Source organism: Sphingomonas telluris, from assembly GCF_022568775.1.
In the GTDB taxonomy this organism is placed as follows: domain Bacteria; phylum Pseudomonadota; class Alphaproteobacteria; order Sphingomonadales; family Sphingomonadaceae; genus Sphingomicrobium; species Sphingomicrobium telluris.
This window is the reverse complement of the sequence record NZ_JAKZHW010000001.1, coordinates 143,466-165,059: the sequence shown is the minus strand read 5'-3', so window position 1 is coordinate 165,059 and position 21,594 is coordinate 143,466. Positions and strand designations below refer to the sequence as shown.

Below are 21,594 nucleotides of genomic sequence, written 5' to 3'. Positions count from 1 at the left end.
CGCGTAACGAACGCGACGCCGTAGCATGAGTTGCTACGGTTGTTCCGCAAACCGCTTCAGCCGCAGCCAGATCTGCCAGCCGAACACCGCCCACAGGAAAAGCCCGACGATCGGAATGGCAATGTTAAGCGCGACCTCCGCCCATTGCGGCCAGGGATCGTCACCGAACACGAACAGCCACAGCAGGCCGAGGAAGCCGCCGCCGAAGATCATCAACGCGAACAAGGCTGCCGCGGCGCCGCCGACCACCGCCAGCAGCACCGCCGCTACCCGATTCACTTCGTGAACTTCTCTCCGGCGGCGGCCTTGTCGAGCAGGAGCTTGGAGAAGCTGAAGTCGCCGCCCATCCGCTCTTCCTGGCGCTTCAGGCCGTCGACGATGTTCTGCAGACCGACCGTGTCCGCCCAGAACATCGGGCCGCCGCGATAGACCGGCCAGCCGTAGCCGTAGACCCACACCACATCGGTATCGGAGGCGCGCTGCGCCATGCCTTCCTCGAGGATCTTCGCGCCCTCGTTGACCATCGTGTAAAGCGTGCGCTCGACGATCTCATCGTCGGTGATGACGCGGCGCTCGACGCCCTGCTTCTTGGCGAAATCCTCGATGATCTGCTGGACGACCGGTGACGGCGTCGGACGGCGCTTCTCGTCGTAGTCGTAGAAGCCCGCACCCTTCTTCTGGCCCCAGCGATCGATCGCGCAAAGCGCATCGCGGATATTTTCGATGCGGTTCGGATCGCGGTGCCAGCCGATGTCGACGCCGGCGAGATCGGCCATCTGGAACGGGCCCATGGGCATTCCGAATTCGACATGGACGCGGTCGACCTGCTCCGGCGTCGCGCCTTCGAGCAAAAGCTTGGTCGCCTCGACCTGCCGCGGCATCAGCATGCGGTTGCCGATGAAGCCGTGGCAGACGCCTGCGACCACCGCGACCTTGCGGATCTTCTTCGACAGGCCCATCACCGTGACGAGCACGTCCGGTGCCGTCTTCGCTCCGCGCACGACCTCCAGCAGCTTCATGACGTTGGCCGGCGAGAAGAAGTGCATGCCGACCACGTCCTGCGGACGCGACGTTACCGCGGCGATCTCGTCGATGTTCAGATAGGACGTATTCGACGCCAGAATCGCGCCCTGCTTCACAGTCTTGTCGAGCCGGGTGAAGATGTCCTTCTTCACGTCCATCTGCTCGAACACCGCCTCGATGATGAGGTCGCAATCGGCCAGCGCTTCGAAGTCGAGCGTCGGGGTCAGTAGGCCCATCGCCTTTTCGACCTGGTCGGGCGTCATCCGCCCCTTCGCCGCCGTCGCTTCATAATTCTTGCGCATAACGCCAGTGCCGCGATCGAGCGCTTCCTGGTTCATCTCGAAGATCGTCACCGGGATGCTCGCCGACAGGAAGTTCATCGAAATGCCGCCACCCATCGTACCGGCGCCGATCACGCCGACCTTCTGGACCGGGCGCGGCTGCGTGCCTTCGGGCAGGTTCTCGATCTTCGCCGCCTTGCGCTCGGCGAAGAAGAAATATTGCTGGGCGCGCGATTGCGTGCCGCTCATCAGCTCCATGAAGAGCTTGCGCTCTTCGATGACGCCTTCGGAATACGGCTTCTTGCACGCGAACTCGACGGCGCGGATGTTGGCGTCCGGCGCTTCGAAGCCGCGGAACTTGCGGGCGTTCTCCTTGCGGAATTCCTCGAACACCGCCGGGTCGCACTCGTTGATCTTGTACTGCCGCTCGCTGCTTTTAGGCAGCGGACGAACGTCGCGCACTTCCTCGGCATAGCCCACCGCGTGCGGGATCAGGTCGTCCTCGATCAGGCGGTCGATGAGGCCGCAGTCGAAGCCTTCCTTGGCGCCGATGGGATTGCCCGTCGCGCACATTTCCAGCGCCTTCCGGACTCCCGCAACACGCGGCAGCCGCTGCGTCCCGCCCGCGCCGGGCAGCAGGCCGAGCTTCACTTCAGGAGTGCCGAGTTTAGCCGACGGCAGCGCCACGCGGTAATGACAACCGAGCGCCACCTCGAGGCCGCCGCCCAGCGCCGTTCCATGGATCGCTGCGACCACCGGCTTCGAGCATGCTTCGATCCGGTCCACGACTTCCGGCAGCCAAGGCATGACGGGCGGCTTGCCGAACTCGGTGATGTCCGCGCCGGCAAAGAAGGTCTGGCCTTCGCAGGCAATCACGACGGCGTTCACGGAATCGTCGGCCTCGGCCTGTTCGATCGCCGCGACCAGCCCCTGCCGGACCGCTGCGCCGAGGGCGTTCACCGGCGGATTGTTCGACAGGACGATCAGCACGTCGCCGTGCTTGCGCGTCGAGATGGGGTTCGCCGTATCAGGCTTGTCGATGACGTCGGTCATGTTGCGGTCCGTCCGTAGCTTTGATGATTGAATGGGTGGGATGCCGACAGTCCGCCGTCCACGACGATGGCCTGTCCGTTGACGTAGCTGGATTCGTCGGAAGCGAGGAACAAGGCAGCCTGCGCGATCTCGATAGGCTCACCGCCGCGCTTCAGCGGATTGAGGCGCCCGAGCTGCTCCTCCTGCCCTTTCGAGCGAGCTCGGTCGTAGATAAACTCGGTCATGCCGGTTTCGATCAGGCCGGGGCAGATGGCGTTGACGCGGATGTTCGCGCCCGCGAGCTGCGTCGCGGCCACCTTGACCAGGTTCACGACGCCCGCCTTCGACGCCGAATAGGCCGGTCCGCCCGCGCCCGAGCGGAGTCCCGCGACGCTGGCGGTCGCAATGATGGATCCGCCGCCCGCCGCCTTGATGTGCGGGGCGGCATATTTGATTGCCAGGAATGGCCCGATCAGGTTCACGCGGAGGATCTCCGCCCAGTCGTCGGAGCTCTGCTCGAAAATCGAGGCGAAGCCGCCGGAGATGCCGGCGTTGGCGAACATGATGTCCAGCCGCCCATGATCGGCGACGGTCTGCTCGATGAGCCGCTCGACGTCGGCTTCATCGCCCGCATCGACCGAGACGATGTCCACGCCTTCGGTCCGATCCGCCGCGACGACCGTCGCGCCCTCGGAGCGGAAGAGGTCGGCGGTCGCCTCGCCGATGCCGGACGCGGCGCCGGTGATGATCGCGACCTTACCCTCAAGCCGGGGCATGCTTGGCGAACTCCAGTTTGGCGATGGCGCGGTTGTGGACCTCGTCCGGGCCATCGGCGAGCCGCAGGGTGCGGATTCCCGCCCAGCTCGCGGCAAGCGGGGTGTCTTGGCTGACGCCGGCTGCGCCGAACGCCTGCACGGCGTCGTCGATGACCTTCAGCGCCATGCGCGGCGCCTTCACTTTGATCATCGCGATCTCGGCCTTGGCGGCCTTGTTGCCGGCCTTGTCCATCAGGTCCGCGGCCTTGAGGCAAAGCAGGCGCGTGCAATCGATCTCGATCCGCGCCTCGGCGACGCGCTGCTCCCAAATGCTGTGCTCACTGATCTTCTTGCCGAAGGCGACGCGGCTTTGGAGCCGCTGGCACATCAGCTCGAGCGCCTCCTCGGCTGCGCCGATGGTCCGCATGCAGTGATGGATGCGTCCCGGTCCCAAGCGGCCCTGCGCAATCTCGAAGCCCCGGCCCTCACCAAGCAGCAGGTTCGACGGCGGCACCCGCACGTTGTCGAGCTTGATCTCCATGTGCCCGTGCGGCGCATCGTCATAGCCGTAGACGGTCAGGTGCCGCTCGATCGTCACGCCTTCGGCGTCCAGAGGCATCAGGATCATCGATTGCTGCTGGTGCGCTTTCGCCGACGGATCGGTCTTGCCCATCAGGATCGCGACCTTGCAGCGGGGGTCGCCGGCGCCGGACGACCACCACTTCTTGCCGTTGATGACATATTCATTGCCGTCGCGGCGGATCTCGCACTGGATGTTCGTGGCGTCCGAGGAGGCGATGCCCGGCTCGGTCATCAGGAACGCCGAGCGGATTTCGCCGCGCATCAGCGGCTGAAGCCATTCATCCTTCTGCTCGCGCGTGCCGTAGCGGTGGAGCACCTCCATGTTGCCGGTGTCCGGCGCCGAGCAGTTGAACACCTCGCTCGACCAGAGAATTCGCCCCATCTCCTCGGCACACAGCGCATATTCGAGGTTGGTGAGCTGCTCGCCGTCGAACGGAAAGCTCTCGTCGACATGCTGGAGAGCTCCGCCCGGCGGCATGAACAGGTTCCAGAGACCAGCCGCGCGAGCCTTGGGCTTCAGCTCCTCGATGACCTCGATGGACTTCCACCGGCCGCCTTCCGCCTGCTGCCGGTGATAGTCGCCGACTCGCGGTCGGACCTCAGCGTCCATGAATTCCCGAACGCGATTGCGGAAAGAAGCCTGTCGTTCCGTAAGGTCAAAGTCCAAGGCGTCGCTTCTCCCTAGCCGCCAGCCCTCCCCGCGGCTGATTTTCGCTAGGCTGAGGCGGCTTTCGCTGCAAGGCCAGCGAGCGCCACAGGGAGCCGGATACGGCCGTCGCGCGTAGTTCCCGCCGTGGCTCCGCGCGATGGCATCTTCCCGACCTTCTTCCTGTCCGGCTTCGAATGCTCCACATTCGACTGGAAGGACGAGGGCCGCCGCGACGTCTCGGCCGAGCTCCAGCACTACAAGCATGCCGACGAAGACTACGGCCTTCTTCCCCCGCTAGGGATTGCAGTCGCCCGCGAAGGCATTCCGTGGCCGCTCGTCGAGAGGAGCCCCGGCGAGTACGACTTCTCGATCATCGATCCCTACCTCGATGCTCAACGGCGGCACTCGATCCTGCCGATCTGGACTTTGATGCACTACGGCTATCCGGACGGCTTGGACCCGCTGTCCGACGAGTTCGTCCGCCGCTTCTGCGCCTATGCGAAGGCCGCCGCGCGCTACGTCGCCGATCGCGCCCACCACGGCCCGCTGTGCATCTGTCCGGTGAACGAGCCGACCTTCTGGGGCTACATGGGCGGCGAGTGGGCCTGGTGCGCTCCGTTCGGGAAGACGGCCGACTATCGCCGCAAGTTCACTACTGCCCTCGCGCGCGCCGACATCGCCGCGTGCAAGGCCATCCGCGCGGACCTGCCGGACACGCGCTTCGTGCATATCGATCCGCTGATCTGGGTCGTCCCGCCGCGCGACCGGCCCGATCTCGCCGACGAGGCGCACCGCGAGGCCTATGAGGACGCCTACATCGCCTGGGACGTCATTTCCGGCCTCAAGCACCCGGAATATGGCGGCAGCCTGGAGTTGATCGATATCCTCGGGTTCAACAATTACAGCTTCGGCCAGATGGAATATTCGGGAGGCGGGAAGCCCAACACGCCGCTCGAGCCCGGCGATCCGCGCATCCGCTCCGTCTGCGACCTGCTCGAAGAAGCCTGGGCCAAGTACAAGCGCCCATGCATCGTCGCGGAGACGTCGGGCCTCTACGGCGGCCGCTCGCAATGGCTCGACGACATCACGAGCGAAAGCCTCGCAGCGGTGAACCGCGGCGTCGACCTCCACGGCATCTGCCTCTTCCCCGCCGTCGACATGCAGGACTGGCACAAGCGCACCTGGCTGCACATGGGCATCGCCGACGTGGAGGAGCTTCCGAACGGCACGCTGATGCGCAAGCCATTCCTGCCCTACGTCCAGCGCCTGCGTCACTGGCAGGAACGGCTCCACCGCGTGACCGAGCTGGACGACGATCCTTACGACACGCCCGTGAACCTCGAGGACGTACGCCGCACAGCGAACGAGCTGCAGCCGACCGCCGACGCGGACTGGAGCTAACCATGAGCCACGGGTTTATCCTGACTCCCATTAATCCTAACATTGGTCATTATAACGGGAGGATTGCCGAGCGATCGCGCATCCCCGAGCTTGGAACAAAACCTCTCCCCAGAATGGCGTTCCAGGCACATCTGAAGGCGGTTCCGTCATGCTATCCGGCGGGCCGCCTTCTTTCGTTCGGGGAGCCCACATGAAGAAAATCGCCGCCGCCGTTTCGCTGTCGCTCGTCGCCGGCTGCTCGCAACCCGCGTCCCAGAACGTCACTGCAAACACTCCTGTAGATGAAGCGCCAGCGAACGTCGCTGCCCCGCAGGAGGCGCCGCTCAACCCTCCCGCTCCTGGCGAGCCCGGCGGACTTCCGGACGACCGGACACCAATTTCCGAAGGACCGATCGACCCCAAGAGCGGCCAAGGCGCCGCCCAGGTCGTGCAAAGCTACTTCGCTCTCGCCGAGTCAGGCCGAGCCGCCGAGGCGAACAAGCTCTGGTCGGATGGCGCCGAGACGCTGGACCTCGGCCAGTACAAGGAAGTCCACGCCAACATCGGCGCCCCGGGCGGCATGGAAGGCGCGGCCGGCTCCAGCTACGTCGATGTCCCGGTCCAGCTCTACGGCCGCAAGCTCGACGGCAAGGAGTTCAACGCCCGCGGGACGATGACCCTGCGCCGCGTCAACGATGTGCCGGGTTCCACCGACGAACAGCGCAAGTGGCACATCACGAAGATCGAACTTCCCTAATGTCCCAACGAGTGGGAGGCCGCAGTCACCGCCTCCCACTCTGCAAGTCCGCCTTAGAAGGCGTGCCCGATGGCCAGCGTCAGCCGATAGTCGTTATCCGGATGCGACGGGCGAATGTCCTGCCAGACGGGGATGCCGACGGCGCCCACAATGGTGAACCCACTTGCGGAATCGAAGCGCGCCCCCGGCGACACCCAGATGCTCTTCCCGCCGCTAGCTTCGACTTCGCTGCCGACTTTCTGGCGGCCCTCCCACTCTCCCGTGGCTTCGACAAAGGCATCCCACGACGAATGTTCGTGATGCTCATGAGCACCCTCGTCATGATGATGCTCCGCTTCTTCGTGATGGTGGCCGCCCTCATCGTGATGATGCTCCGCGACGCCGAAGTGATGGGAAAACGCAATGCCGCCCTGCGCCCGGTTGCCGAGCCGCGTGTCCTGCGCGCCCTTTCCCGAGAACTGGTAAAGCGCGCTTGCATTCAGGCTGATCGGTCCGAGCTCGGCCCCAAACGCCGCGCCGACTATCGGATCCCAGCTGCCCGTGCCCGGCTGATGCTCGGTCTCCAGCCTTTCGCCCTCGTCGCTTCGCTTGTGCGTGCTGCCCGTGGGCATCTTGAGCCCGCCGAGCAGAGCGAACTTCGTGCCTTTACCGTCGAGGAGCTTGTACTTCGCGATCAGGCTGAGATCGCCCACGCCTGATACGTCGCCTAGCTCGACCACCTCGTTGATCGTCTCTCCGTCGACATGCGAATGTTCGCCCTCCCGCAGATGATCGCGGCGGACGAACGGCAGCTCCGCCGAAATCGTCAGGCGGTCGGTGACGCCGTACGACGCTCCGATCGCGGTGTTGAGATTGTAGTCCGTGTTGTGCGCGTGGATGTGCTCTGCGGCGAGCGCTTCCAGCTCCGCGTCGGACCGCTGGTCGGGCCGGGTGTACGTGATCCGGAACCCCGCCGACACGTCGCCCTTCTCCAGCGTGTCGGGGCTGAGGACATTCAACGAGGTGCCTGTTCCGACCCCGGTGGGGCCCATATGGTCCGCCAGCGCAGGCGACGCGACGGTTGAAGCGAGCAATAGAATACAAAGATTGATCGGCAGGCGAGTGCCGGGAAATCGAGTCATTGGGGCCATCCCGAAATGCAGCTGCCATGCGCAGCCAAAGAAAGGTCTTGGTAGAACCTAGACCGGGACCGGCGGCGCTCGGGACGGGGGACGCTCGACCCTCTTCTGAAGTGAAAACGCCGCCGCGATCGCACGCGGCGCAGGAAGCGGTGTTGGCGCCAGCGGATGCGCGATCGCCGCTGGAGGCAGCGTAAAAAAAGGAGCCGCGGAGGCAGCGGCATAGGGGCAGGATTGGCGGTGCTTGGCCTTGTCGGCATCGCCATGGTGCTGGTGATGAGACGAGACGGCGACCGGAGCCCCAGCGTCGTCGCACAACTTGATCGCGAACCGGTCCCCGCCCCACGCTGGCATAAAGCCCGTGGGCGTCAGCAGCCGAAGCGCCAGCAGCAGCGCGAACGCCACTCCCCAGCAGGCACGATGACGTTGATTGAGATCCGAACGGCGAAGCACGAGCCGCGCTTTAGGATAGCGGCGGAGCCATGTCAGTAACTTACAACTCCGAACCGCCAACGACTGAGTACCCAACGGCCATGCCGTTTTCAGCGGTGACATGCCCACTCATCATTTGTAGGACAATTGCGCGGATACTTTCGGGGGGAGAGCGCAGATGGGTTCGACAAGAGGGCTAGTGCGGTCGATTGCTGGAGCGAGCAAGCACGTTTGCGGCATCGTTCTCGCCGCAAGCGTCGGCTTCGCCACAGCGGCGCAAGCGCAGGCGGACAAGATGGTTCCGATCGCGATCCCGGCGCAGCCGAACGAGATCGAGCTTGGAACAGGCAAGCTTCCCGGCGCCACCACCGCCGAAAGCTGGCACCGCCAGTATGAGAAACAGTTCGCCCGCAACGTTACCGTAGCGACGCTCACGCCGTTCCTTCCTGATCCAGCGAAGGCGACCGGGACTGCGGTCGTGGTTGCGCCCGGCGGCGGCTTCCGGACGCTCTCGATGGAGAACGAAGGCTGGGACGTCGCCCGCGCGCTGGCCGATCGCGGCGTCGCGGCATTCGTGCTGAAGTACCGGCTCGTTCAGACGCCGCAGGACATGGGAGCGTTCGAGAAGTCGATGGCGCAAATGTTCGCGGGCGCCGCTGCAGCCCCGCGTTCGCCAACGAAGTTCGAGGAAGCCGTTCCGCAGCTCGGGCCCCAGATCGCCGACTCCCGCGCCGCCTTCGCACTTATTCGCAAGCGTTCGGGCGAATGGCACGTCGATCCCAACCGCATCGGCATGGTCGGCTTCTCCGCAGGCGCGATGCTCACCTTGGTCACGGCCCTTGCCGGCGAGGACGCCAAGCCGTCCTTCATCGGGACGATCTACGGGCCGCTCTCGCCGGTGAGGGTTCCAGCCGATGCACCCCCGATGTTCGTCGCTCTCGCGGCAGACGATCCGCTGTTCGCCGGCAAAGGCATGGGCCTGATCGAAAGCTGGACCACGGCAAAGCGCCCCGTCGAGTTCCACCTCTACGAGCAGGGCGGCCACGGCTTCGGCATGTACCCGAAGGAGACCACGAGCACCGGCTGGTTCGACGCCTTCGTCCGCTGGATGGGCATGCACGGCCTTCTGAAGCCCGCGAGTTAGGAAATCCCATGATCAACGGCCGGACGCTGATCCAGCTCGCTCGCCTGTCCTTGCTGGCGGGAACCCTGGCGCCGATCGCCGCTGCGCGCGCCGAGACGCCACCGGCCGCTTCGCCTGCGCGCCAGCAAGCGGACCAGCTCGCCACCCAGATCGTCGCGAAGATGACGTTGGAGGAAAAGCTCGGACAACTGGTGAACGTCGCACCCGCGATCCCGCGGCTGAAGATCCCCGCCTACAATTGGTGGACGGAGTCCCTTCACGGCGCGATGGGAAGCGTTCCGACCACCAACTTCCCGGAGCCGATCGGCCTCGCCGCAAGCTTCGATGCGCCGCTGGTGCACGACGTCGCCGGCGCGATCAGTGTCGAGGTTCGCGCACTGCACACGCTCGGCCGCCAGACGGGCGAGCTTGGCAGGATCGGTACCGGTCTCGATACCTGGTCGCCAAACATCAACATCTTCCGCGATCCGCGCTGGGGCCGCGGGCAGGAAACGTACGGTGAAGATCCGTTCCTCACGGCGCGCATCGGGGTTGCATTCGTCGAGGGCATGCAGGGCGCCAATCCCGACCTGCCGAACGTCATCGCGACGCCGAAGCATTTCGCCGTGCACAGCGGGCCGGAAAGCACGCGTCACAAGGCGAACGTGTTCGTCTCGCAGCACGACCTCGAAGACACTTATCTCCCCGCCTTCCGCGCCGCGCTGGTCGAGGCGAAGGCGCAGTCGGTCATGTGCGCCTACAACCGCATCGACGGGCAGCCCGCGTGCGCCAGCTACGACCTGCTTAAGGACCATCTGCGCGGCGCGTGGAACTTCCGGGGCTACGTCGTGTCCGACTGCGATGCGGTGAAGGACATCAGCGACAATCACCGGTACGCGCCCGATGCGGCGACCGGGGTCGCGGCTGCCGTACGCGCCGGCGTGGACAACGAATGCCACACGGCGACGCTCGGCCCGAACCCGCCGCCGCTGTGGCACCGCTACAAGGAGGCGCTCGACCGCCATCTCATTACCGAAGCGGACGTCGATCGAGCGCTCGTGCGCCTGTTGGCGGCTCGGTACCGGACCGGGGATCTTCCGGGGCTCAGGACCGATGCGCCCGTGCCGGTCTCTGCGATCGGAACACCGGAGCATCAGGCGCTCGCGCTAAAGGCCACCGAGCAAAGCCTCGTACTGCTCAAGAACGATGGCGTCCTGCCGCTCAAGGCCAACCAGCGCATCGCCGTGATCGGCCCGCTGGCAGACGCCACCCGGGTCCTGCGGGGAAACTATTCCTCGCCCGCCTCGGCGCCGCCGATCTCGGTCCTCGATGGGCTGCGCCGCACGTTCCCTGCCGCGCAGATCACCTACGCGCCCGCGGGTGAGTCGATGACCGACGGCGATCCCATACCATCGTCGGTGCTTCAGACGTCCGACGGCAAGGAAGGCCTCACCGCGCGTTTCTACAACGCGCTGCCGGGTGCTCTCGGCCACAGCGGAACGCCGATGAAAGTGGCTGCGACGCCCGTGGTTACCGCGATCGCTCCCGGCCTCAGCAACGGCGATGCCGACATGTCGCGCGTGGATGAGGATCATCGCGTGGTCTGGAGCGGCTTTTTCGTTCCGCCCGAAACCGGCTCGTACCGCGTCGGCCTCGCCGGTTGGCAGAACGGCAAGCTGAGCTTCGACGGCCAGCCGCTCGTCGAGTTCATCGACGCCCCCTGGGGAAGCCTGCCCAAGCTTAAGACGCTGAAACTCGAAAAGGGCAAGCGCTACCCGATCGAAGTGTCGGCCGACGCGCACGGCAGCACGGGCGTCGGGCTCATCTGGAAGCGCGTGTCGGACGCTCCCGCCGCCGACCTCAGGGCCGCGGCTGCCAATGCCGACGTCATCGTCGCCGTGGTCGGACTGACCTCGGATCTCGAAGGCGAGGAATCGCCCGTCGAGCGTCCGGGCTTTGCCGGCGGCGACAAGACGACGCTCGATCTTCCCGCCGACCAGCAGGAGCTGCTGCGGCTCGCCAAGGCGACCGGAAAGCCTCTGGTCGTGGTCGCAATGAACGGCAGTCCGATCAACCTAAGCTGGGAAAAGCAAAACGCCGGCGCGATCCTCGAGGCCTGGTATCCCGGGCAGTCTGGCGGTCTTGCGGTCGGCAAGGTCCTGTCCGGCCAGACCAACCCCAGTGGGAAGCTGCCCCTTACCTTCTACAAGAGCCTCGCCGACCTGCCGCCGTTCGACGATTACGCGATGGCGGGCCGCACCTATCGCTATTTCGCGGGAACGCCCGTCTATCCCTTCGGACACGGGCTGAGCTTCACGCAGTTCGCTTTTGCGCCGCTCAAGGTCTCACCCGCCACCGAAGCATCCGAAAAGGGCCTCCGGGTTACGACGCAGGTTCGCAACACCGGCCAGCGAGCGGGCGACGAAGTCGTGCAGCTCTACCTGGACTTTCCGAAAGCGCCCGGCACGCCGCGCGTCGCATTGCGCGGCTTCCAGCGCGTGAGCCTCGCTCCGGGCGAAGCCAAGGAAGTCACCTTCGCTTTGTCGCCGCGCGACCTCAGCAGTGTGACACCCCAGGGCGTCCACACGGTGCTGGCGGGCAACTACACCGTGAGCGTTGGCTCGGGGCAGCCCGGAACCGGCGTGCCTTCTCGCAGCGCAACGTTCCGCGTTGGGAAAGCGGCGAGCCTACCGAAATAGGATCAATGGTTGTGCCTCGGCACGCCGAAGACCTGCGCGATCCTCTGGTACTTGACGGCGGGCTCGATCACCGCGCCCTCCGCCATCTGGCCGACGGTCGCGCGCTGCATCTCCTGCCAGGGTGTCTGGCTCTGCGGATAAGAGAAGCCGCCTTGCGACTCCATCTCGCGCCGGCGCCGGTCGAGCTCCGCGTCGTCGATGAGCACGTTGGCCTCGCCGCGATTGAGATCGATACGCACACGGTCGCCGGTGCGCAGCAGCGCAAGGCCTCCGCCAACCGCAGCCTCCGGAGACGCATTAAGGATCGACGGCGACCCTGACGTCCCCGACTGCCGCCCGTCGCCCATGCACGGCAACGCATGCACACCCGCTTTGATCAGCTCGGCCGGCGGACGCATGTTCACCACCTCGGCAGCGCCCGGAAAGCCGACGGGCCCGGTCCCACGCATGATGAGGATGGTGCTGTCGTCGATGCCCGTCGCGGGATCGTCGATCCTTTTGTGGTAGTCCTCGGGGCCATCGAACACGACGACCGGTCCCTCGAAGGCATTCGGATCGTCCGGATTGCTGAGATAGCGTTTCCGAAACTCGTCCGAGATGACGCTGAGCTTCATCACGGCGCTGTCGAAGAGGTTGCCCCGCAGAACCGAGAAGCCGGCCGCTTGCTTCATCGGATGATCGAGGGGGAGGATGACGCGCTCGTCCTCGATCTGCACGCCGCGGCAATTGTCGCCGATGGTCCGGCCGTTCACGGTCAGGGCATCCTCGTGGATCAGCCCGTGCTGCATCAGTTGCGACACGACGGCTGGAACGCCGCCCGCGCGGTAATAGTCCTCGCCGAGATACTCGCCCGCCGGCTGGAGGTTCACGATCAGCGGGATGTCGCGGCCGAATTCCTGCCAGTCGTCGATGGAAAGCTCGACGCCGACGTGTCGCGCTAGTCCAATGAGGTGGATCGGCGCGTTGGTCGATCCGCCTATCGCGGAGTTCACGCGGATGGCATTGAGGAACGCCTCGCGCGTCAGGATGTCCGACGGCTTGCGGTCCGCCTCGACCATTTCCACGATCTGCAGGCCGGTCCGGTACGCGGACTCCTGCCGGTCGCGGTAAGGCGCCGGAATGGCAGCCGAGCCCGGCAGCGACATGCCCAGGGCTTCGGCGAGCGAGTTCATCGTCGTCGCGGTGCCCATCGTGTTGCAGAACCCGGTCGACGGGGCCGACGACGCGACGAGCTTGATGAAGCCCGGGTAGTCGATCTCACCGGCGGCGAGCATCTCGCGCGCTTTCCACACGATCGTGCCAGAGCCCGTGCGCTCACCCTTGTGCCAACCGTTGAGCATCGGCCCGACCGACATGGAGATTGCAGGGATGTTCACCGTTGCCGCCGCCATGAGGCACGCCGGCGTCGTCTTGTCGCAGCCAGTTGTCAGGACGACACCGTCGATCGGATAGCCGAACAGCACTTCGACCAGTCCGATGTACGCGAGGTTGCGATCGAGGCCCGCCGTCGGACGCTTGCCCGTCTCCTGGATCGGATGCACTGGAAACTCGAACGGGATGCCGCCCGCCTCGATGATGCCCGCCCGAATGCGCTCGGCGAGCACTAGGTGGTGCCGATTGCACGGGCTGAGGTCGCTTCCCGTCTGCGCGATGCCAATGATCGGCTTTCCCGACTGAAGCTCTTCGAGCGCCAGGCCGAAGTTCATGTACCGCTCGAGATAGAGCGCGGTCATGTCGGCATTCGCGGGGTCGTCGAACCATGCGCGCGAACGAAGGCGCTTGCCGGCGGGAGGTGTTTCCTGAGTCATTGCGATGGTTCCGTTGAGAATGTCCGGCGGCGCCCGACACGAACGCCTAGACGCGCAAACAGGCCGGTTCCAAAAGAGGATTGTGAAAAGAGCTTCTGGGCTCCGATGAAGAACAGGAGCAGCGCTCCGGTAGCGATCTTCGCGACCCAGCTCGACAGCGTGCCCTGGAGCGTGATGTAGAGCTGGATCAGACCGAGAATGGCGACGCCGAGCGCGGTTCCCCAGACGCTGCCGTACCCGCCCGCAAGCAGGGTGCCGCCGATGATGGTCGCAGCAATCGCGTCGAGCTCAAGCCCGACGCCGGCGAGCGGGTAACCCGACTGCGTGTAGAGCGAATAGAGGATGCCGCCCGCGGCCGCCATGAACCCCGAGTAAGCGTAGATGCAGGCGGTCGTCGCTCCCGCCGGAACGCCCATCAGCTCCGCGGCGCGGCGATCACCGCCGAGCGCGTAGACGTTCGCCCCGAAGCGCGTGCGCCGGAGAAGAACGGCGGTGAAAGCGATGCTGGCGATCAGGATCAGCGCGCTGAGTGTCAGGTGCGCACCTCCGCCGAGCGGAAGCCCGGCATCCGTCAGCCGCTGATAGGTCGCCGAGCTGATGGGGATCGAATCTTCCGTCAGCAGGAAGCAGGCGCCCCGCGCGAGGAACATGCCTGCGAGGGTCACGATGAATGCCGGGGCGCGCAGCACGTGCACCGCGGCACCCTGAAGCGCCCCGAAGGCCGTTCCGATTCCGAGAGCGATGACGAACGCGACGGTTGGATCGACGCCTCTCTTGGTGATCAGCACACTGAGAAGCACCGCGCTGAAGGCCAACACCGAGCCGACGGAAAGGTCGATCCCGCCCGAGATGATGACCACCGTCATCCCGATGGCGAGCATTCCGAGAAAGGCATTGTCGGTGAGCAGGTTTCCAATCACCCGCGTCGAAAGGACGAAGGGGAATTGCGACGCGCAGAAGGCGAACAGAGCAACGAGCACCGCGACGGTGACCAGGAGGGTGCGGTTCTGGCCCGTCATGACGCGGTTTTCCGAAGCGTCCGGCGCTGCAGCCATTGCTGTAGCGCGGGCGCCTGGATGACGAGCAGGATCGAGACCATGACCGCCATGAGAATCAGGCCCATCTGCGGAGGAAAGCCAGCGAGCAGGATGCCGGTCTTGATCGCTTGAAGGGTGATCGCCCCGACCAGCGTCAGTCCGTAAGACAGCCGGCCGCCGAGGAGCGATCCTCCACCCAGCACGACCGCCAGGATCGCATCCAGTTCCAGCCACAGCCCCGCATTGTTGGCGTCCGCCCCGCGGATATCGGCCGTGGCGATGATGCCCGCCAGCGCAGCCGTCACGCCCGACAGCGCGTAGACGGCGAGGACGATCGAGCGCGTGTTGATGCCGACCAGCTCCGCCGCGCGCGGGTTCACGCCGATCGCTTCGACCATCAGGCCGAGGGCGGTGGAGCGAACGAGCAAGGTCAGAAGCAGCGCAACCGCGGCAACGACCAGGATCGGCGCCGGTATCGCGAAGATCGTCCCTCCCGCGAGTGCAGAGAATGGGGCGTCGTCGAACGTGGTGATCTGGCCCCCGGTGACCAGCTGCGCGATGCCGCGGCCGGCCACCATCAGCACGAGCGTGGCGACGATCGGCTGAAGCTTCAGGAATGCAACCAGCACTCCGTTCCACAGCCCGCATGCGAGGCCCGCCGCCAACGCGTAGAGGACCGCCGTTGTCCACGACGCGCCTCCAGCGAGGGCGTTGGCGGCCACGGCGCCCGCAATCGCCATCACGGCACCGACCGACAGGTCGATCCCGCGCGTCGCGATCACGCCCGCCATGCCGAGCGCCAGCAGTGCCACCGGCGTCCCGCGGATCAGCACGTCGACCAGGCTCCCGGTGAGGCGTCCGTCGACCAGCCGCAGCTGGAAGAAGGACGGGAACAGGATCGTGTCGATGAGCAGCACGAGTACCATTGCGGCTACAGGCGGCGCCCAGGCTGGAAAGGCGAAAGCCTTCCTCACTGTTCACCCGCCGGAGCAGCGATGGCGGCGACGATCCGATCGACCGAAAGCTCGTCCCGTTCGAGCAACGCGACCTGGCGGCGGTCACGCATTACGCTGATGCGCTCGCTGTAGGCGACCAGCTCCTCAAGCTCCGACGAGATCACGTACAGCGCGAGGCCCGAATCGCGCAGCTCCTCGATTACCCGCACAATGTCCGCATGCGCTCCGACGTCGATGCCGCGCGTCGGCTCATCGAGGATCAGCACCTTCGGCTCCGACGCGAGCCACCGCGCCAGCAAGGCCTTCTGCTGGTTGCCGCCGGATAGTTGGCCGATCGGCTTTTCCGCGTCCGACGTCTTCACGTTGAGCCGGGCAATATATTCGTCGGCGAGGCGTTGCTGCTTGGGGCGGGACAGTTTGCGCGCCCAACCGCGCTTCGACTGAAGCACGATGGCGATATTGTCGCGGATCGACAGGTCCCCGAAAATCCCGTCAGCCTTCCGGTCCTCCGGGCTGAACGCGAGGCCCGCGCGGATGGCATCCCACGGCGAGCGTAACCGCTGCTGCTTGCCGGCAATCTCGACCGACCCTGCATCCGCGCGTTCCGCGCCGAACATCAGCATGGCGGTCTCCGTGCGCCCGGAGCCGAGAAGACCGGCCGCCCCGACCGCCTCGCCGGCGTGCAATGTGAGGTCGAAAGGCTCGACCATGCCTTTCCTGCCGAGGCCGGTGAACCTCGCCGCCACCTCGCCCTGTCCGCTCTTGGCCGGCCGCTCCGCGGCAATCGCCTGCTCCAGCCCCTTGCCGATCATCATGTGGATGAGGTCAACCTGCGGGAGTGCCTTGGTCGTGGAGCTGCCGACCACCCGTCCGTTGCGCAGGACCGTGATGCGGCCGCTCAGCGCGTAAACCTGGTCGAGGAAGTGGGTGATGAAGACGACGCCGGTGCCGCGAGAGGCAAGCGCGCGAAGCACGTCGAAAAGCCTTTCGACCTCGGGCGCGTCGAGGCTGGCCGTCGGCTCGTCCAATACCAACACCCGCGCATTCGCCCGAACTGCGCGCGCGATGGCAGCGAGCTGCCGGATTGCGACCGGGTACGACCCGAGCTCGCGGTCCGCGTCGAGCGAGAGGCCGAGCTCCGCCAGCGCCGCATCCGCCAGCCGCCGCGTCTCACGCCGGTCGACGAGCCCGAACCGCCTCGGCTGGTATCCCAGCATCACGTTGTCGGCGACGCTGAGGTTCGGCAGGACCATCACCTCCTGGTGCACGGCCCAGACACCGGAGCGCTGCGCCCGCTGGGTGGTGTCCGCGTCCGCCGGCTGACCGTCGATCAGGATGGCTCCGGAATCCAGTGTCTCGGCGCCCGTCAGTATCTTGATCAGCGTCGACTTGCCCGCGCCATTCTCGCCCATCAAGGCGTGGATCTCGCCCGCGCGAACGTCGAAGTTCACGTCGTTCAGGGCGACCGTCCCGGGATAGGTCTTCGTGATGCCTCTCGCTTCGAGCAAGGGCGGGGCGTCGCACATTCCGGCGTGGCTCAATAGAGGCTCTTGCGCCGCTCGTACTCGGCGGCCGCCGTGCCCGGCAGGAACAGCTTCGTCGGCGTCTGATGCCATTTCGGCGGAGCCTTGCCGTCCTTCTTGTACGCCGTGAGCATGTCTAGCGCGGGCCCGGCCATTTCAGGCGTGAGCTCCACGGTCGCGTTCGCCTCGCCGTCGGCCATCGCCTTGAAGATGTCGGGAACGCCGTCGATCGACACGGTCAGGACGTCCTTGCCCGGGCGCAGCCCGGCTTCCTTCATCGCCTGGATGGCGCCGATCATCATGTCGTCGTTGTGCGCATACACCGCGCAGATCTTGGCATTGCCAAGCGACTTGATCGCGCTTTCCATAACCTCCTTGGCCTTGGCGCGCGTGAAGTCGCCGGACTGGCTGACGACCGTCTTGATGTTCGCCGCCTTCGCGATGGCTTCGTCGAAGCCCTTCTTGCGCGCGATGGCCGGGCTCGATCCGACCGTCCCTTGAAGCTCCACGACCGGGCAGTCGCGCGTGCCGACGGTCTTGACCAGCCAGTCGCCCGCGGTCCTGCCTTCGAGCACCTGATCGGACGTCACGGCGGAGAGGTAGAGGTTCGGATCGGAGGTCTCGATCTGGCGATCGACGAGGATGACCGGGATGTTGGCCGCCTTAGCCTCGCGCAGGACCTGATCCCATCCGGTCGCCACCACGGGCGCGAGCAGGATGCCGTCGACACCCTGCGCGATAAACGCGCGGATCGCCTTGATCTGGTTCTCCTGACGCTGCTGCGCATCCGAGATTCTGAGATCGACCTTACGCTGCTCCGCGGCAGCCCGTGCGGCGTTGGTCTCCGCCGTTCGCCAGCCGGATTCCGATCCGATCTGCGAGAAGCCGACGACAAGTTCCTTGCCCTTCCCGTCACCGCCGCTCTTCTGCCCACAGCCGGCAAGCGCGAGCGCAACGGCCGTTATCGTCAATGCAACATACTTCATCGGCTGGCTCCCCTTGAGCTGATCACGCATCGCTTACCGTACCTCGACCACGGCGATCGACTTCGGCGGAAGGTCGAACTGCAATTGTCCGCCGGCCGCCCGGCCGCTGAAAGGCTTCGGCGCAACGTCGTTGGGACGGTGGAAGCTATTGTGCGCATCGACGGTACCCGCAGTAAGGACTTGGCCCTTCGCGGAACTGGCCTTCATGCCCGCCAGCGCCGTGGAGACCCGGGCGGGCTGGTTCGGATCGACGTTGACCAAGGCGAGCCAGAGCTTGCCGGAGGCGTCGCGAGCAGCAACCGCGTCCACCTGCGGAAGGCTGATATCGCCGTGTACATAGGTCCCCGCCTCGAAGCTCACCGGCACTGCCGTCGCATCCTGGAACGGCACGTACATGTGATAGACGTGGTACGTCGGCGTCAGGAGCATCTTCGGACCGTCCGTCAGGATCATCGCCTGAAGGACGTTGACCATCTGCGCGATGTTGGTGCCACGGATGCGGTCGGCATTGCGCATGAAGATGTTGAGATTGATCGCGGCGATCACCGCATCGCGCAACGTGTTCTGCTGCTGCAGGAAGCCCGGGTTGCTGCCCGGATTGGGATCGACCCAGATGCCCCATTCGTCGACGTAGAGCCCGAGCTTCTTCTCGGGATCGTAGCGATCCATGATCGCTGTCTGCTTGGCGACCCACTCCTTCATCTTCAGCGTCGCCTTGATGCCCTTGGCATACTCGTCTTCACCGAAACCGACGCTCGGACCCTTCTTCTCCCACGTGTTCGGGATCGTGTAGCCGTGGAGCGAGACGCCTTCGATGTCCCAGCTCCAGACCTTGGCCTTCCAAGCCTTCATCACCTCTTCGGTATAGTCGCTGTTGCCGCTGTCCCAGCCGACGGCGACCCTCTTCATCGCGTGATCGCCGCTCTGGGCCGGGTTGAGGTTGCGGAGGTAGTGCGAAAAGCGCTTCATCTCCTCGACGTAGTGCTCGGTAGACATCGCACCGCCGCAGCCCCAATTCTCGTTCCCGAGGCCGAGATACTTGATCTTGTACGGCGCGGCATGCCCGTTCCCGGCGCGCTCTTTTTGCAGCGTCGTGGGCTTGTCGGCCGTCAGATACTCCAGCCAGTCGGCGCCCTCCTGAACGGTGCCGGAGCCGACATTCACGGACAGGAACACCTCGGCGCCAAGCAGGTCGGCGAAGTCCATAAATTCGTGCGTGCCGAACGAGTTGGGCTCGATCACTCCGCCCCAGCTTGCATTGACACGAGCCGGACGGCGCGACGCCGGTCCAATGCCTTCCCGCCAATGATATTCGTCGGCGAAGCAGCCGCCCGGCCAGCGGACGTTGGGAACCTTGATCGCGCGCAACGCCTGGACGACGTCGGTGCGGATCCCGCGGACATTGGGGATCGGCGAGTCCGGTCCGACCCAGACGCCTTCATAGATGCCGGTCCCGAGATGCTCGGCGAACTGACCGAAGATGTCGCGGTTGATCTTGGCACCGGGCGCGTTGGCCTGGATCTCGACTTTCACCGGAGCCTGGGCCTGCGCCAGCGCCGGAAGCGGCTGAGCGACCAGGGACAGCGCCGCCACCAACATCCCAGCTCTCGTCGATCTCATCCCTACTCTCCCCCGTACGTATTCAGCAGTTCAAAGCGGCGTGACGCGCACGTCCGACGGCTCCGCGACGGCCAGCCGGTTGCGCAGCTTGAGCGCGAACGGGTCCGCCTCGATTTCGAAAATGTCGCCCGGCTCGGTCTTCACCGATTGCGCGAACGACAGTGTCGCCGTTCCGAAGAAATGGACGTGAACGTCGCCCGGTCTCCGGAACAGGCCATATTTGAAATGGTGATGCTCGAGGTTCGCAATCCAGTGCGACATGTTGGCCTCGCCCGAGAGGAACGGCGATTCCCACAAGGTTTCGCCATCGCGCACGATTCTGCTCGTTCCGCGAACGTCGGCAGGGAGCTCGCCGGTCAGGATCTCCGCCCCGAGCGCCGCCGGGCGGAGCTTCGAATGGGCGAGCCACAGGTAATTGTGCCGCTCGGTCACATGATCGGAGAATTCGTTGGCCAGCGCAAAGCCGAGCCGCCGCGGCTGCCCTTGGGCGTCGATCAAATAGATGCCGGCGATTTCCGGCTCTTCGCTCCCGTCCAGCGCGAAATCGGGCGAGCGAAGATCGTCGCCTGGCCCGACGAGGCTGCTTCCGTCACCCTTGAAGAACCATTCGGGCTGGCATCCGGCGCCGCTCTCCGGCTTTCCCTGCTCGAGCCCCATCAGGAACATGCGCATGGAATCGGTCACCGCCCCCGCGGCGGCCTGCTTGTGCATTTTGTCGCGCCCCTCGGCGGAACCGAGATGCGTGAGGCCCGTGCCGGTCAGATGGAGCCGCGCCGGGTCGGGATGGTCGATCGCGGGCAGAAGCCGTCCCTCTGCCTCGGCGGCATCCAGGTCCACCTGTTCGTCGGTTGCCAGCTCGGCCACGAGAGCGGCCAAAGTCGCATCCCTCTCGATCGCCTTAGAAGCGAGCCCGAGGACCGATTGAGCGCCGTCGAGCCGAAACGCCTCGCCATCCCGCGCCGCCGCGACAATCCGCCCGCCGCGCTGGTTTCTGAGCTGGATTAGACGGACGGCCATCGGCTCTGGGGGATCAGGCGGCGTCGGAACGCTTGGCCCGCCGCTTCGACGGCGCCTGCGGTGCGGTCTTCGTGTCGAACAGCGCGAGCTCGACGAGCTTGGTCATGGCGCTACGGGCCGCGTCGGGGTCGCGGGCAGCAATGGAGTCCAGCACCGCCGCGTGATCCGGCACCGGGTCGCGGACCAACGGCCGGACTTCCTGCTTCAGCGCGGTCGTCCACGACACCGCGGTCGAGATGCTGCTAGTCAGCGTGCGCAGGAACGGGTTGCCCGACGCCAGAAGCAGGGTGGCATGAAAGATCTGGTCCGCTGCCCGGCCCTCCGCGGTGCCGAGGGTATGTTCGGCCATCGCAGTGAGGGCATCTCGCATCTGCGCGACATGGTCCTCCGTGCGGCGCTTCGCCGCGAGGGCAGCCGCCTCCGGTTCGACGACCATCCGCAGCTCGAAAAGCGCTTCGAGAACATGCTCGTCCGGGTTCGACTGGAACATCCAGGCAAGGACATCGGGATCGAGCAGGTGCCACTCCTCCCGCGGAGTGACGCGAGTTCCGACCTTGGGCCGGCTGACGACCAGCCCCTTGGCGGAGAGGATGCGGACGGCCTCGCGATACGCCGCGCGCGAAACGTGACGCCGCTCGCTCGCGGCAAGCTCAGTCTCCAGCAACTCGCCGGGCCGCACCACGCCGGAAACGATTTGCACACCCAGGTCCCGGGCCAACTTGCCGTGTAGGCGAAGGGCCCTTGAAACCGAGGATGCACCTAACTTTGCCAACCTCAACTCCCCGCTAGGTCTTAGGTCCTTTTAGTCTGACAATT

At 65.6% G+C, this 21,594-nt stretch carries 18 protein-coding genes; 4 read left to right on the top strand and 14 right to left on the bottom strand.

The genetic code is table 11. The annotated features are described in order from the left end of the window. Positions 1–33 precede the first annotated feature (33 nt). From LZ016_RS00840 to LZ016_RS00825, 4 genes are read right to left on the bottom strand one after another with little or no spacing between them, the layout of a single operon-like run. Positions 34–279: a hypothetical protein gene (locus LZ016_RS00840; RefSeq protein WP_241445117.1), complete on the bottom strand. Its 246-nt coding sequence runs from the start codon at positions 277–279 to the stop codon at positions 34–36. Continuing rightward, positions 276–2,357, bottom strand: coding sequence for a 3-hydroxyacyl-CoA dehydrogenase NAD-binding domain-containing protein (locus LZ016_RS00835; RefSeq protein ID WP_241445115.1), 2,082 nt, complete (start codon positions 2,355–2,357; stop codon positions 276–278). Before LZ016_RS00835 ends, LZ016_RS00840 begins: the two co-directional genes overlap by 4 nt. After that, positions 2,354–3,112: an SDR family NAD(P)-dependent oxidoreductase gene (locus LZ016_RS00830; protein ID WP_241445113.1), complete on the bottom strand. Its 759-nt coding sequence runs from the start codon at positions 3,110–3,112 to the stop codon at positions 2,354–2,356. The genes LZ016_RS00835 and LZ016_RS00830 overlap by 4 nt, the downstream gene beginning before the upstream one ends. Next, entirely contained in the window at positions 3,099–4,340 is a 1,242-nt protein-coding gene (locus tag LZ016_RS00825; protein ID WP_241445111.1) for an acyl-CoA dehydrogenase family protein, read from the bottom strand. Before LZ016_RS00825 ends, LZ016_RS00830 begins: the two co-directional genes overlap by 14 nt. 126 nt (positions 4,341–4,466) lie before the next feature. On the opposite strand from LZ016_RS00825, the gene LZ016_RS00820 reads away from it, so the two are divergent. Both LZ016_RS00820 and LZ016_RS00815 read left to right on the top strand, forming a co-directional pair. Further along, positions 4,467–5,723, top strand: coding sequence for a glycoside hydrolase family 1 protein (locus LZ016_RS00820; RefSeq protein ID WP_241445108.1), 1,257 nt, complete (start codon positions 4,467–4,469; stop codon positions 5,721–5,723). Positions 5,724–5,913: 190 nt separating this feature from the next. Further along, positions 5,914–6,459 carry a hypothetical protein gene (locus LZ016_RS00815; RefSeq protein ID WP_241445105.1) on the top strand — a complete coding sequence of 182 codons (546 nt, stop codon included), beginning with the start codon at positions 5,914–5,916 and terminating at the stop codon, positions 6,457–6,459. A gap of 53 nt (positions 6,460–6,512) precedes the next feature. Here LZ016_RS00815 and LZ016_RS00810 read toward each other — a convergent pair whose 3' ends face one another. Then, positions 6,513–7,580, bottom strand: a complete 1,068-nt coding sequence (locus tag LZ016_RS00810; protein WP_241445104.1) for a transporter — start codon at positions 7,578–7,580, stop codon at positions 6,513–6,515. A 57-nt stretch (positions 7,581–7,637) separates the two neighbouring features. Further along, positions 7,638–8,030 (bottom strand): DUF2946 family protein, encoded by a 393-nt coding sequence (locus tag LZ016_RS00805; protein ID WP_241445103.1) that lies wholly within the window; start codon positions 8,028–8,030, stop codon positions 7,638–7,640. Between the two features lie 157 nt (positions 8,031–8,187). Here LZ016_RS00805 and LZ016_RS00800 point away from each other — a divergent pair, with 157 nt between their 5' ends. Beyond that, the gene (locus LZ016_RS00800) at positions 8,188–9,153 is read left to right on the top strand and encodes an alpha/beta hydrolase (RefSeq protein WP_241445102.1); all 966 of its coding nucleotides are present in this window, start codon (positions 8,188–8,190) and stop codon (positions 9,151–9,153) included. Between the two features lie 8 nt (positions 9,154–9,161). Next, positions 9,162–11,831 (top strand): glycoside hydrolase family 3 C-terminal domain-containing protein, encoded by a 2,670-nt coding sequence (locus LZ016_RS00795; RefSeq protein WP_241445099.1) that lies wholly within the window; start codon positions 9,162–9,164, stop codon positions 11,829–11,831. 2 nt (positions 11,832–11,833) lie between these two features. On the opposite strand, the gene LZ016_RS00790 is transcribed toward LZ016_RS00795, so the two are convergent. The 8 genes from LZ016_RS00790 to LZ016_RS00755 are packed head-to-tail and all read right to left on the bottom strand — an operon-like array spanning position 11,834 to position 21,496. Beyond that, positions 11,834–13,639, bottom strand: a complete 1,806-nt coding sequence (locus tag LZ016_RS00790) for an IlvD/Edd family dehydratase (RefSeq protein WP_241445097.1) — start codon at positions 13,637–13,639, stop codon at positions 11,834–11,836. Further along, complete coding sequence (gene yjfF, locus LZ016_RS00785) at positions 13,636–14,694, bottom strand: galactofuranose ABC transporter, permease protein YjfF (protein WP_241445094.1); 1,059 nt, start codon at positions 14,692–14,694, stop codon at positions 13,636–13,638. The genes LZ016_RS00790 and yjfF overlap by 4 nt, the downstream gene beginning before the upstream one ends. Continuing rightward, complete coding sequence (locus tag LZ016_RS00780; RefSeq protein ID WP_241445092.1) at positions 14,655–15,650, bottom strand: ABC transporter permease; 996 nt, start codon at positions 15,648–15,650, stop codon at positions 14,655–14,657. The genes yjfF and LZ016_RS00780 overlap by 40 nt, the downstream gene beginning before the upstream one ends. Next, the gene (locus tag LZ016_RS00775) at positions 15,647–17,173 is read right to left on the bottom strand and encodes a sugar ABC transporter ATP-binding protein (RefSeq protein ID WP_241445090.1); all 1,527 of its coding nucleotides are present in this window, start codon (positions 17,171–17,173) and stop codon (positions 15,647–15,649) included. Before LZ016_RS00775 ends, LZ016_RS00780 begins: the two co-directional genes overlap by 4 nt. After that, on the bottom strand, positions 17,170–18,141 hold the full coding sequence (gene ytfQ, locus LZ016_RS00770; protein ID WP_277622478.1) for a galactofuranose ABC transporter, galactofuranose-binding protein YtfQ: 972 nt from the start codon (positions 18,139–18,141) through the stop codon (positions 17,170–17,172). The genes LZ016_RS00775 and ytfQ overlap by 4 nt, the downstream gene beginning before the upstream one ends. Positions 18,142–18,174: 33 nt before the next feature. After that, the gene (locus LZ016_RS00765; protein ID WP_241445088.1) at positions 18,175–19,761 is read right to left on the bottom strand and encodes an alpha-N-arabinofuranosidase; all 1,587 of its coding nucleotides are present in this window, start codon (positions 19,759–19,761) and stop codon (positions 18,175–18,177) included. A gap of 30 nt (positions 19,762–19,791) precedes the next feature. Beyond that, positions 19,792–20,778 carry an AraD1 family protein gene (gene araD1 / locus LZ016_RS00760; protein WP_241445085.1) on the bottom strand — a complete coding sequence of 329 codons (987 nt, stop codon included), beginning with the start codon at positions 20,776–20,778 and terminating at the stop codon, positions 19,792–19,794. A gap of 13 nt (positions 20,779–20,791) precedes the next feature. After that, a complete protein-coding gene (locus LZ016_RS00755) occupies positions 20,792–21,496 on the bottom strand; it encodes a FadR/GntR family transcriptional regulator (protein ID WP_366512873.1) in 705 nt (234 codons plus the stop codon). Positions 21,497–21,594 lie beyond the last annotated feature (98 nt).

Bases quoted from the DNA above. Each gene is read 5' to 3' on its own strand.
- LZ016_RS00835 (WP_241445115.1), bottom strand. From the start codon at position 2,357: ATGACCGACGTCATCGACAAGCCTGATACGGCGAACCCCATCTCGACG.
- LZ016_RS00830 (WP_241445113.1), bottom strand. From the start codon at position 3,112: ATGCCCCGGCTTGAGGGTAAGGTCGCGATCATCACCGGCGCCGCGTCC.
- LZ016_RS00815 (WP_241445105.1), top strand. From the start codon at position 5,914: ATGAAGAAAATCGCCGCCGCCGTTTCGCTGTCGCTCGTCGCCGGCTGC.
- LZ016_RS00810 (WP_241445104.1), bottom strand. From the start codon at position 7,580: ATGACTCGATTTCCCGGCACTCGCCTGCCGATCAATCTTTGTATTCTA.
- LZ016_RS00800 (WP_241445102.1), top strand. From the start codon at position 8,188: ATGGGTTCGACAAGAGGGCTAGTGCGGTCGATTGCTGGAGCGAGCAAG.
- LZ016_RS00795 (WP_241445099.1), top strand. From the start codon at position 9,162: ATGATCAACGGCCGGACGCTGATCCAGCTCGCTCGCCTGTCCTTGCTG.
- LZ016_RS00790 (WP_241445097.1), bottom strand. From the start codon at position 13,639: ATGACTCAGGAAACACCTCCCGCCGGCAAGCGCCTTCGTTCGCGCGCA.
- yjfF (WP_241445094.1), bottom strand. From the start codon at position 14,694: ATGGCTGCAGCGCCGGACGCTTCGGAAAACCGCGTCATGACGGGCCAG.
- ytfQ (WP_277622478.1), bottom strand. From the start codon at position 18,141: ATGAAGTATGTTGCATTGACGATAACGGCCGTTGCGCTCGCGCTTGCC.
- LZ016_RS00765 (WP_241445088.1), bottom strand. From the start codon at position 19,761: ATGAGATCGACGAGAGCTGGGATGTTGGTGGCGGCGCTGTCCCTGGTC.
- araD1 (WP_241445085.1), bottom strand. From the start codon at position 20,778: ATGGCCGTCCGTCTAATCCAGCTCAGAAACCAGCGCGGCGGGCGGATT.